Genomic DNA, 11,912 nt, shown 5'->3' on the forward strand with positions numbered 1-11,912 from the left:
GAAAGCCGCCAGTGTACACCTGTACGTACAGCATGTACGTACATGCTCTTCCCGTGTGGCGCGAGCGCGACGACTGCGGACCCGCTCAATCCAGCCCGACAAAGCCGCCCGTCTGGTGGCTCCACAATCGCGCGTACAGCCCGCCCTGGGCGATCAGGCTGGCGTGGGTGCCGGATTCGACGATGCGGCCGCCGTCCAGCACCACCAGCCGGTCCATGCGGGCAATGGTGGACAGGCGGTGCGCGATGGCGATGACGGTCTTGCCCCGCATCAGCGCCTCCAGGCTTTCCTGGATCGCGGCCTCGACCTCGGAATCGAGCGCCGAGGTGGCTTCGTCCAGGATCAGGATGGGCGCGTCCTTGAGCAGCACGCGGGCGATGGCGATGCGCTGGCGCTGGCCGCCCGACAGCTTGACGCCGCGCTCGCCGACGTGGGCGTCCAGGCCGCGGCGGCCGTCGCCGTCGACCAGGGCGTCGATGAATTCGGCGGCGCGGGCGCGGTCGATGGCGTCGCGCAGTTGCGCCTCGCTGGCGTCGGGCCGGCCGTACAGCAGGTTGTCGCGGATCGAGCGGTGCAGCAGCGAGGTGTCCTGGGTGACCACGCCGATCTGCGAGCGCAGGCTTTCCTGGGTGACGCCGGCGATGTCCTGGCCGTCGATCAGGATGCGGCCGCCTTCCACGTCATACAGCCGCAGCAGCACGTTGACCAGGGTCGACTTGCCGGCGCCCGACGGGCCGATCAGGCCGATCTTTTCGCCCGCATGCACGGTCAGGTCCAGGTGCGGGATGATCTGGCGGCCGCTGCCGTAGTGGAACGACATGTCCTCGAAGCGCACCTCGCCTTGCGTGATGCGCAAGGGCACCGCGTCGGGGCGATCCACGACCTGGCGCGGTTGCGAGATCGTGGCCAGGCCGTCCTGCACGATGCCGACGTTTTCCGAGATGCCGTTCACTTCCCACATGATCCAGGCGGACATGTTGTTGATGCGGATCACCAGCCCCAGCGCCAGCGTGATCGCGCCCAGGCTGATGCTGCCGATGCTCCACAGCCACAGCGCCAGGCCGGCGGTGCTGGCGATCAGGATGCCGTTGAGCGTGTTGATGGACACGTCCATGGCCGTGATGACGCGAGTCGACAGGCGCTGCTTTTCGGTCTGTTCGGTCATGGCCTGGCGCGCGTAATCTTCCTCGCGGCGGGCGTGGGCGAACAGCTTGAGCGTGGAGATGTTGGTGTAGCCGTCGACAATGCGGCCCATCAGCCGGGAGCGCGCTTCCGAGGCGATGACGGCGCGCGATTGCATGCGCGGCACGAAGTACGCCAGCATGCCGCAGTAGATGGCGATCCACAGCACCAGCGGAATCACCAGGCGCCAGTCGGCCTCGGCGAACAGGTACAGCGCGCTGGCGGCGTACAGGATCACGTGCCACAGCGCGTCCACCGACTGCACCGCCGAATCGCGCAGCGAATTGCCGGTCTGCAGCACGCGGTTGGCGACGCGGCCGGCGAAGTCGTTGTGGAAGAACGCCAGCCCCTGGTTCAGCACGTAGCGGTGGTTCTGCCAGCGCACCAGCGTGGTCAGGCTGGGCGAGATGGTCTGGTGCGACAGCAGGTCGTGCAGCGCGATCGACAGCGGCCGCAGCACCATCACCACGAACGCCATCCACACCAGCGTGTAGGCGTGCTCGCGGAAGAAGTCCGCCGGCGGGGTGTGCTGCGCCATGTCGACCAGGTCGGCCAGGAAACTGAACAGCGCCACCTCCACCAATGCGCCGCCCAGGCCGACCAGCAGCAGGATGGCGAAGATCGGCCAGACCTGCCACAGGTAATAGGCGTAGAAGCGCAGCACGCGTCCCGGCGGGGTGATGTCGGGGGCGTCGCGGAACGGGTCGATCAGGTTTTCGAAGTAGCGGAAGACGGGATTCGATTTTGCGCCGGGCATGGCAGGTCCGTAGAAGGAGGCCGCCCAAGCGTATCAGGGTAACCCCTTAAAAATAAAGGGGCTGCGCGCCGTCATCCGTATTGCGCGCGCCGCGTTCCGCCCTCGCGCCGGCTGGCCTTGTCGGTGATGAGGTTGTCCTGCGCCATGCGCTGGCCGCGCCCGGCGATGCGGGTCAGCAGGTCGCGCAGCAGGGCGACCTCGGCGGCATCCAGGTCCTGCACCAGCAGGTCGTTCAGGCGCACGACCTCCGGCAGCAGGGCGCGGTAGCGGTCCAGGCCTTCGGCGGTGGCCTCGACGCGCACCACGCGCCGGTCGGCGCTGTCGGGCAGGCGCCGCAGCCAGCCTTTCTCGCACAGGGAACCAAGGGTGCGCGAGGTGCGCGCCAGGTCGAGCCTGGCGGCCGCGGCCAGTTCGGCCGAGGTCATGATGCCGCCCTCGACCGCGCAGGCCAGCAGGCGCCATTCGCGCCGGGTGATGCCGAAGCGGCCTTCGCACAGCCGCACGAAGACGGGGTTGGACTGCGCCCAGGCCTGGTATAGCTGGTACATCAGCATTCCGGCCAGGGGGTGTTCGACGGGATCTTGCGGGGGCATTGTCGTCTCCTGCCAACGGCGCGCCGCGTCCATGGCGTGGCGCATATCGTTATGGCGAGTATTGGCAGTTCATATCGTTATGACAAGTACTGGATTAGATCAAGCAATCTTCACGGCGCTACAGTCGTCTCGCCTATCCAGGCCCAGGCCCGGCATGCGCAAACATAACCGACAGCGGGCCGTTGTCACCAGGGAGACTACCGTGCGTAATTGGATATCCTGCGCCGCGTTCGCGGCGCTCGCGGCGGCTTCGGCCGCGCCCGCCTGTGCCCAGCAGGCGCCGCTGGACGGCGCCCTGACCATCGTGGTGGGCTATCCGCCGGGTGGCAGTTCCGACCGCATCGCGCGGCTGGTGGCCGACCGCCTGAAGGACCGGCTGGGCGTGACCGTGGTGGTCGAAAATAAGACCGGCGCAGGCGGCCGCATCGCGGCCCAGGGCCTGCATGCGCTGGCCGCGCGGCAGAACGTGCTGATGCTGGCCAATCCCGCCGTCATGGTGGTGGCGCCGCTGGTCTACGCCGAACCCGGCTACGACGCCCGCCGCGATTTCCAGCCAGTGTCGCTGGTCAGCCGCTACAAGTTCGCCTTGGCGGTGGCGGCCAATTCGCCCATCCGCGACGTGGCGGGGCTGCGCCAATGGCTGCGCGACAACCCGCGCCAGTTCTCCGTGGGCGTGCCGGCCACCGGCAGCCTGCCGCATTTCTTCGCGCTGATGCTGGGCCGCCAGATCGGCCAGGAACCCGAGGTGGTGGGGTATCGCGGCTCGGCGCCGCTGATCTCCGAACTGATCGGCGGCGTGCTGCCGCAGGCGGTCGATACGCTGGACACGCTGCTGCCGCAGCACCGCGCCGGCAAGATCCGCATCCTGGCGACCTCGGGCGAGGCGCGCGACCCGCTGCTGGCGGACGTGCCGACCTTCCGCGAGGCCGGCGTGGACCTGGCGGCCGACGGCTGGAACGCGTTCTTCGCCTCGTCGGCGATGGCGCCGGCCAAGGCCGCCCGGCTGGGCGAGGACATCGCCGCGGTGATGCGCGAGCCGGCCATGCAGCAGGCGGTGCGCGAGTCGTATCTGGAGCCGGTGACGGCGGATGCCGCCGCCACCGGGCGCGAGCTGGACGCCTACCGGGCCCAATGGGAACCGGCGGTGAAGGCTTCCGGCTTCACGGCCACGCAATAGGGCGGGCGACGATGAGCACGGTGCAGAATGTGTTGTTCATCATGGCCGACCAGTTGCGGGCGGATCACCTGAGCTGCTATGGCCATCCCTATTTGCAGACGCCCAGCCTGGACGCGCTGGCCGCGCGCGGCGCGCGCTTCGAGCGGGCTTTCGTCAATTCCGGCGTGTGCGGCCCATCGCGCATGAGCTATTACACGGGGCGCTATCCGTCGCGCCACGGCGCCACCTGGAACCGGGTGCCGCTGTCGGTCAACGAGATCACGCTGGGCGAATACCTGGCGGGACAGGGGCGCGACCTGGCGCTGGCGGGCAAGACCCACGTCATTCCCGACCGCGCCGGCATGGAGCGCCTGTCGATCGACGGCGGCTCCGAGCTGGGCGCGCTGCTGTCGCGCGGCGGCTTCATCGAGGTCGATCGCTACGACGGCCACCACGAACCGGGCAAGGAAAGCGGCTACCCCGCGTTCCTGCGCAGCCAGGGCTACGACAGCGCCGACCCCTGGACCGACTACGTCATTGCCGGCGTCGACGCCCACGGCCAGGTGGTCAGCGGCTGGAACATGCGCAACGTGCACCTGCCGTCGCGGGTGGCCGAGCCGCATTCCGAGACCGCCTACATGACCGACCAGGCGCTGCGTTTCATGCAGCAGCGCGGCAGCCAGCCCTGGGTGCTGCACCTGAGCTACGTCAAGCCGCACTGGCCTTATATGGCGCCGGCGCCCTACCATCAGCGCTACACGGCCGACCAGTGCCTGCCGGTGCGGCGCAGCCGCGAGGAGCTGGCCGGCGCGCATCCGGTGGTGGCGGCCTACCGCCAGCATGAGGAAAGCGTCAGCTTCTCGACCGATGAATGCGTGCGCGTGGTGCGTCCGGCCTACCAGGGCCTGATCCGCCAGCTCGACGACCACCTGGGGCGGCTGTTCGACTACATGGAAGGCGCGGGCCTGATGCGCAACACGCTGATCGTGTTCACGGCGGATCACGGCGACTTCCTGGGCGACCACTGGCTGGGCGAGAAGGAACTGTTCTACGACACCGTGCAGCGCGTGCCGTTCATCGTGATGGACCCGTCGGCTGAGGCCGATGCGACGCGCGGCCAGGCGCTGGCGGACATGGTGGAAAGCGTGGATCTGGTGCCGACGGTGCTGCGCGCGCTGCAGGCGCCGCGCCCGTGGCACCGGCTCGAAGGGCGCGAATTGCAGACCGTGCTGCACGGCCGTGGCGCCGAGGATCCCTGGCGCGACTGCGTGTTCTCGGAACTGGACTACAGCTTCCGCCAGGCGCGCCTGCTGCGTGGCAAGACGCCGCAGAACGCGCGCGCCTGGTCGGTGCGCACCGACCGCTGGCGCTACGTGTACTGGCTGGACGAACCCGAGCAACTGTACGACCTGCAGGCCGATCCCGACGAGTTCCAGGACCTGGGCGCCAGCGCCGCGCACGCCGTGGTGCGGGCGCAACTGCGAGAGCGCCTGCTTGACTGGATGCTGCGCGGCAAGCGCCGCACCACCCTGAGCGATGCGGCGGTGGAGCAGGGCACCAACGCGCACAAGCGCGCCGGGGTGTTCTTCGGGCAGTGGTGAGCGCCCGGCGCGCGGCGCCAGACGGCGGCGCGCGGGCTGCCGTCCGCGGCCGCGCCCAGGTTTGCGTCAGGCGCCCGCGGTGTCCTTCTGCGGCGCCGCGGCGGCCGGCTTGAGTTCGCGCCGCAGGATCTTGCCGACGTTGGTGCGCGGCAGGTCATCGCGGAACTCGATGTAGCGCGGGACCTTGTAGCCGGTGAGCTGGGTGCGGCAGTGCGCGATCAGCGTCTCGCCGTCCAGGTTGGGGTCCTTGCGGATCACGTACAGCTTGACTGCTTCGCCGGAGCGTTCGTCGGGCACGCCGATGGCGGCCACTTCGCGCACGCCGGGATGCAGCGCGGCGGCGTCCTCGACCTCGTTCGGATAGACGTTGAAGCCGGACACCAGGATCATGTCCTTCTTGCGGTCCACCAGGAAGACATAGCCGGTGTCGTCGACGTAGCCGACGTCGCCGGTGCGCAGATAGCCGTCGGGCGTCATCACCAGCGCGGTCTCGTCGGGCCGGTTCCAGTAGCCGCGCGTCACCTGCGGGCCGCGCACGCAGATCTCGCCGCGTTCGCCCACGCCCAGCTCGCGTCCGTCGTCGTCGCGGATCGACAGGTCGGTGGACGGCACGGGCAGGCCGATCGAGCCGGTGAAGACCTTCACGTCGAGCGGATTGATGGTCACGGCGGGCGAGGTCTCGGTCAGGCCATAGGCCTGCGCCAGCGCCCGGCCGGTGACGGTCAGCCAGCGCTCGGCCACGGCGCGCTGCACCGCCATGCCGCCGCCCATCGTCAGTCGCAGGCGCGAAAAATCCAGCCTGGCGAAATCGGGGTGGTTGAGCAGGGCGTTGAATAGCGTGTTGACGCCGGTGAAGGCGCTGAACGGCACCTTGCCCATCTCCTTGATCAACCCGGGGATGTCGCGCGGGTTGATGATGAGCAGGTTGCTGGCGCCGATCTTCATGAAGGCCAGGCAGTTCGCCGTGAGCGCGAAGATATGGTAGAGCGGCAGGGCGGTGACGATGCATTCCTCGCCGTCCTTGACCAGCGGCTTGATCCAGGCGTGGGCCTGGGTGACGTTGGCGGCCAGGTTGCCGTGCGTCAACATGGCGCCCTTGGCCACGCCGGTGGTGCCGCCGGTGTATTGCAGGCAGGCCAGGTCGTCCTGCGTCAGCGCGACTTCGTCGAACGGCGCGTCGCGCCCGGCGCGCAGGGCGTCGCGCAGCCGTATCGCGCCGGGGATGGACCAGGCCGGCACCATGCGCTTGACGCGCTTGACCACGAAATCGACCAGCCGGCCCTTGAGCGGGCTGAGCAGTTCGCCGATGGAGGTCACCAGCACCCGCTCGATGGCCGTGGCCGGCAGGGCCTTCTGCACGGTGGCGGCGAAATTGTCGGCCACCACGATGGCGCGCGCGCCGGAATCGATCAACTGGTGCTCGAGTTCGTGGGCGGTGTAGAGCGGATTGCAGTTGACGACGACGCAGCCGGCGCGCAGCACGCCGAACAGGCACACCGGATACTGCAGCAGATTGGGCATCATCAGCGCCACGCGGTCGCCCTTGCGCAGGCCGTTGGCGCGCAGCCAGGCGGCGAAGTCGCGCGTCAGGGCGTCGAGCTCGCCGTAGGTCAGCGTCTTGCCCATGCTGATGTACGCGGCCTTGTCCGCGAAGCGCCGGCAACTGTCGCGCGCGATCGAGGCCAGCGTGGTGGCCTCGTCCAGCTCGATCTCCGCTGGCACGCCCGGGGGGTAGCTCTTTTGCCAGATTCGTTCCATCTTCACGGGGTTCCCAGTAGGGCTTTTTTCAGGGAGGACTGCGCCGGGTTGTCGCCCAGCCACACCCGCAGCAGGGCGCGGGCGAAGGCGGGATCGTCGATTCTGCCGCGCTGTTTGCCGTTGTCGGTGATGGTGACGCCGCGGGCGTCGAAGTCCAGGTCGATCACATCGCCTTCGCGCGCCGAGCCGATCTCGGCCATCAGCGACGACATGCGCGCGGCGGACGGTTGCAGCGCGGCGAGTTCCTGTTTGGGCGTATTGTCGCGCAATCCTTCCTGCAGCGCCGCGTCCAGGCTCTTGCTATCGACATCCCGCAAGAGTTGCAGCCGCATGCGGCGCGGTTCGTTGCTGTCGATCAAGGCCTTGGCGTCCTGGCTCCTGGCGCTGGCATACAGCGCCGCCACGTACACCTTGACCACGAACTTGGTGCGCAGGCCGGCGCCGTTCAGCACCAGTGCGCGGCCGTCTTCGGACAACTGCGCGGGGAGGCGCACGCCGGCCACGTCCATGTCGGCGGCCAGCGCGGGGGCGGCCGTCAGGCAGGCGGCCAGGACCAGGCTCAGGGCGGCGGCGCGCCCTCCGGGGATGATGTCACGCATGGGTCTCCTCCAGTCGTTTTCTGCTTGTAGTACTTCTTGTCGGCGATGTAGATCGTGCGTTCCACGACGGCATAGACGACGCCGTCCTTGTCCTTCAATTCCACGGTGTAGGTCCGGGTGGTCTCGTGGTCACGCGCAAGAATCCTGCGTATGTCCGCGATTTCTCCCGGCGGCAGCCGGAAGTCCACATACAGCGTGGTGTAGGCGGGCTTGCGGTAGCGGATGGAAGCCGCCTTGTCCCACACGATGTGGTCCGCGCCCAGCGCCGCCATCAGCATGGTGGGGTGGGCGCCGTCGGTCACCGCGAACAGCGAACCGCCATACATGGATCCGACGATGTTGCGCGTGCGCCGCAGCAAGGGCAGCTTGATGCGGATGTGCTGGAAATCGTGCGACACGTGCAACACCCGGCCGCCGGTGGCGCGGAACGCCGGGTGCAGGTTGAATCCCACCCGCATCAGGCGCGCGCGCCAGGCCGGCGACAGGCGTTTGAACCAATAGGGCTTCACGGCTTTTCCATCCGGCTTGCGTCACATGGCCTCGAACAGGCCCGCCGCGCCCATGCCGGTGCCGATGCACATCGTCACCAGACCGTACTTGCCGCCGGTGCGGCGCAGCCCGTGCATCAGTGTGGCGGTGCGGATCGCGCCGGTCGCGCCCAGCGGGTGGCCCAGCGCGATGGCGCCGCCCAGCGGGTTGACCTTGGCCGGGTCGAGCTGGAGCTCGCGCATCACCGCCAGCGATTGCGCGGCGAAGGCTTCGTTCAGTTCGATCCAGTCCAGGTCGTCCTGGGCGATGCCGGCGCGCGCCAGCACCTTGGGAATGGCGGCCATGGGGCCGATGCCCATGATCTCGGGCGGCACGCCGGCCACGGCGAAGCTGACGAAGCGCGCCAGCGGGCTGAGGTTGAATTCGCGCAGCACCCGCTCGGACACCAGCACCACCGCGGCGGCGCCGTCGGACATCTGCGAGCTGTTGCCGGCGGTGACGCTGCCGCGGGCGGCGAACACGGGCTTGAGCCGCGCCAGTCCCTCGGCGCTGCTGTCGGGGCGCGGGCCTTCATCGACTTCGACCAGGCGGCGGCTCTCGCGCACGTCGCCCTTGGACCCGCCGGGCAGCCGCGTCACCACCTCGAACGGCGTGGTCTCGGCGCGGAAATGGCCGGCCGCGATGGCGGCGTTGGCCTTCTGCTGCGAGGCCAGCGCGAACGCGTCCTGGTCTTCGCGCGACACCTTCCATTGCTCGGCGACCTTTTCGCCCGTCAGGCCCATGCCGAAGGCCATGCCGATGTTCTCGGGGTGCGAGAAGATGGCCGGGTTGAGCGACACCTTGTTGCCCATGATCTGCGGCATGGCGCTCATGGATTCGGTGCCCGAGCCGATCATGATGTCGGCTTCCCCGGTGCGGATGCGGGCGGCGGCGTCGGCCACCGCCTGCAGCCCGGAGGCGCAGAAGCGATTGACGGTGACGCCGGCCACGCTTTGCGGCAGGCCGGCCAGCAACAGGCCGATGCGCGCCACGTTCATGCCCTGTTCGGCTTCCGGCATGGCGCAGCCGGTGATGACATCGTCGATGCGCGCCGGATCCAGCCACGGCGTCTGCTTCAGCACGCCCCGCAGCGCCGCCGCCAGCATGTCGTCGGGCCGCGTGGTGGCATACACCCCATTGCGCTTGCCCACCGGCAACCGCGTCGCCGCAACGATGTAAGCCTCTTGAATCTGCTTGCTCATATCATTTCCTCGTATCCATAACGATCACCCTCTATGCACACCACGGTCCCCCACAAGCGGGGCCGCGCGGATCCGGCTCCGCCGGTCCGCCTGCGGCGCCCCTGGGGGAGGCGCCGCAGGCGCTAGGGGGGGCTTAATTCCGCAATGGCTTGCCCGTGTCCAGGGTGTGGCGGATGCGGGCCTGGGTCTCGGGCGTGCGCAGCAGCGCCACGAACTCCTTGCGCTCGACCGCCAGCAGCCATTCCTCGTCGACCTTGGCACCCGTCTCGACTTCGCCGCCGCACAGCGCCACGGCGGCGCTGCGGGCCACGCGGTAGTCGTGGGCGCTGATCATGCCGCCTTCGCGCATGTTGACCAGCACCATCTCGAAGTTGGCGATGCCGTTGCGGCCGGCCACGGGCACGTCCTGCAGCCGCGGGGGCGGCGCGTAGCCGGCGGTGGCGGCGGCGCGCGCCTGGCCGATGGCCACGAACAGCAGCTCGCCGGGATGGAACAGCACGATGTCCTGCTCGCGCGCAAAGCCCAGGTCCACCGCCTCGATGGCGCTCTTGGCGACCCGCGCCATGGCGATGGTCTGGAACACCGGCTGCAGGAAGGGGAACACCTCGCCGGGCGTGGCGGTCTTTGCCGCCAGCGCCACGGCGCGGCCGGCGAATTCCTTGCTGCCGCCGCCGGCCGGGATCAGGCCCACGCCCGCCTCGACCAGGCCGATGTAGCTTTCCAGCGCCAGCACGCGGTGCGAGGCGTGCATCAGGAATTCGCAGCCGCCGCCCAGCGCCATGCCCTGCACGGCCGCCACGGTGGGGATCTGCGCGTACTTGAAGGACTGCGAGGTGCGCTGGAATTTTTCGACGGTGGCTTCCAGCATGTCCCACTGGCCAGCGGCGCAGGCTTCCGACACCTGTTGCAGGTTGGCGCCCACGGCGAACGGCGCGTCATGCCAGATCACCAGCCCGTCGAAGTCCCGCTCGGCGCGGGCCACGGCCTGCAGGATGCCTTCGAGCACCTCGGCGCCCAGCGTGTGGTTCTTGGACGTGACCGACAGGATGGCGATGCCGGCGTCGACCTCGGGCAGGTTCCACAGGCGCACGCCTTCGTTTTCCCAGACCGTGGTGCCGCGGTCGTCGGGGCCTTCGCCGAACACGCGCTCGGGGAACAACTGGCGCCGGTACACCGGCAGCGCCGAACGCGGATGCAGCTTGCCGCTACGCGCGGAATACGAGCCGGCCGGCGTGTGCACGCCCTGGCGGTCGGGCTCCAGGGCCCAGGCCGGCAGCGGCGCGTCGCTCATGGCGCGGCCGGCGGCGATGTCTTCGGCGACGGCGCGGGCGATGGCCTGCCAGCCGGCGGCCTGCCAGGTCTCGAACGGGCCCTGGGCCCAGCCGAAGCCCCAGCGCATGGCCAGGTCCAGGTCGCGGGCGTTGTCGGCCACCTGGCCGAGCTGCACCGCGCTGTAGTGGAAGATGTCGCGGAACAGGCTCCACAGGAACTGGGCCTGCGGATGCTCGCTGGCGCGCAGCGCGGCGAAGCGCCTGGCCGGATCGCGTTCTTTCAGCAGCGCGGCGACCTCGTCGGCGAGCTTGCCGGCGCTGGGGCGGTAGTCCTGCGCCTGCAGGTCCAGCACCTGGATCTCGCGGCCGGCCTTGCGGTAGACGCCGGCGCCGCTTTTCTGGCCCAGCGCGCCCTTGGAGATCAGGGCCGACAGCCAGGCGGGCAGCGTGAAATAGCGGTGCCAGGGATCGTCCGGCAGGTTCTTGTCCATGGTGCCGACCACGTGGGCCAGCGTGTCCAGGCCGACCACGTCGGCCGTGCGGTAGGTGGCGCTCTTGGGACGGCCGATCTTGGGGCCGGTGAGGGCGTCGACCTCGTCGAAGCCCAGGCCCAGGCGCTGAGTGTGGTGCATGGCGGCCAGGATCGAGAACACGCCGATGCGGTTGGCCACGAAGTTGGGCGTGTCGAGCGCGCGGATCACGCCCTTGCCCAGGGCGGAGGTCAGCCAGGTCTCGAGCTGGTCCAGCACCGGCGCCTGGGTGTGCGCGGTGGCGATGATTTCCACCAGGCGCATGTAGCGCGGCGGATTGAAGAAATGGATGCCGCAGAAGCGGTCGCGCAGCGCGGCCGGCAGGGCGTTGGCCAGCGCGTCGATCGACAGGCCGGAGGTATTGGAGGCGATGATGGCGCCGGGCGCGACGTGCGGCGCGATGCGCTCGTACAGCGCGGTCTTCCAGTCCATGCGCTCGGCGATCGCTTCGATGATCAGGTCACAGCCGCGCAGTTGTTCGATATGGTCGTCGTAGTTGGCCGGGGTGATCAGGGCCACGCGCGCGGGGCTGGCCAGCGGCGCGGGCTCCAGCTTCTTCAGGCCGGCCAGGGCTTTCTTGACGATGCCGTTGCGGTCGCCTTCGGGCGCGGCGAGGTCGAACAGCGTGACGGGCACGCCGGCGTTGGCCAGGTGGGCGGCAATCTGCGCGCCCATGACGCCGGCACCCAGCACGGCGACGTGTTTGACGACGAACTTGCTCAAGGAAGTCTCCTG

9 protein-coding genes are annotated in these 11,912 nt (G+C 69.2%); 2 read left to right on the forward strand and 7 right to left on the reverse strand.

Annotation, left to right across the window (positions count from 1 at the left end; translation table 11 throughout):
- Positions 1-85 precede the first annotated feature (85 nt).
- Positions 86-1,939 (reverse strand): ABC transporter ATP-binding protein, encoded by a 1,854-nt coding sequence (locus SB816_RS07445; RefSeq protein WP_054503078.1) that lies wholly within the window; start codon positions 1,937-1,939, stop codon positions 86-88.
- Between the two features lie 71 nt (positions 1,940-2,010).
- Positions 2,011-2,532, reverse strand: a complete 522-nt coding sequence (locus tag SB816_RS07450) for a MarR family winged helix-turn-helix transcriptional regulator (RefSeq protein ID WP_054503296.1) — start codon at positions 2,530-2,532, stop codon at positions 2,011-2,013.
- 202 nt (positions 2,533-2,734) lie between these two features.
- Between SB816_RS07450 and SB816_RS07455 the strand changes: the two genes are divergently transcribed.
- Positions 2,735-3,709 (forward strand): Bug family tripartite tricarboxylate transporter substrate binding protein, encoded by a 975-nt coding sequence (locus SB816_RS07455; RefSeq protein WP_049072952.1) that lies wholly within the window; start codon positions 2,735-2,737, stop codon positions 3,707-3,709.
- Positions 3,710-3,720: 11 nt separating this feature from the next.
- Positions 3,721-5,289, forward strand: coding sequence for a sulfatase-like hydrolase/transferase (locus tag SB816_RS07460; RefSeq protein WP_054503076.1), 1,569 nt, complete (start codon positions 3,721-3,723; stop codon positions 5,287-5,289).
- 66 nt (positions 5,290-5,355) lie between these two features.
- Here SB816_RS07460 and SB816_RS07465 read toward each other — a convergent pair whose 3' ends face one another.
- The 5 genes from SB816_RS07465 to SB816_RS07485 all read right to left on the reverse strand — a co-directional run bounded on the left by SB816_RS07465 (position 5,356) and on the right by SB816_RS07485 (position 11,900).
- On the reverse strand, positions 5,356-7,047 hold the full coding sequence (locus tag SB816_RS07465) for an AMP-binding protein (protein ID WP_410546719.1): 1,692 nt from the start codon (positions 7,045-7,047) through the stop codon (positions 5,356-5,358).
- A 2-nt stretch (positions 7,048-7,049) separates the two neighbouring features.
- The gene (locus SB816_RS07470) at positions 7,050-7,646 is read right to left on the reverse strand and encodes a chalcone isomerase family protein (RefSeq protein ID WP_410546720.1); all 597 of its coding nucleotides are present in this window, start codon (positions 7,644-7,646) and stop codon (positions 7,050-7,052) included.
- Positions 7,607-8,155: a DUF4442 domain-containing protein gene (locus SB816_RS07475; protein ID WP_054417268.1), complete on the reverse strand. Its 549-nt coding sequence runs from the start codon at positions 8,153-8,155 to the stop codon at positions 7,607-7,609. Before SB816_RS07475 ends, SB816_RS07470 begins: the two co-directional genes overlap by 40 nt.
- 21 nt (positions 8,156-8,176) lie before the next feature.
- On the reverse strand, positions 8,177-9,376 hold the full coding sequence (locus tag SB816_RS07480) for an acetyl-CoA C-acyltransferase (protein ID WP_054503073.1): 1,200 nt from the start codon (positions 9,374-9,376) through the stop codon (positions 8,177-8,179).
- 133 nt (positions 9,377-9,509) lie between these two features.
- Positions 9,510-11,900 (reverse strand): 3-hydroxyacyl-CoA dehydrogenase/enoyl-CoA hydratase family protein, encoded by a 2,391-nt coding sequence (locus SB816_RS07485; RefSeq protein WP_410546721.1) that lies wholly within the window; start codon positions 11,898-11,900, stop codon positions 9,510-9,512.
- Positions 11,901-11,912 lie beyond the last annotated feature (12 nt).

Origin of the sequence: Achromobacter sp. SIMBA_011, from assembly GCF_046535435.1 — a bacterium.
Classification (GTDB): Bacteria; Pseudomonadota; Gammaproteobacteria; order Burkholderiales; family Burkholderiaceae_B; genus Achromobacter; species Achromobacter dolens.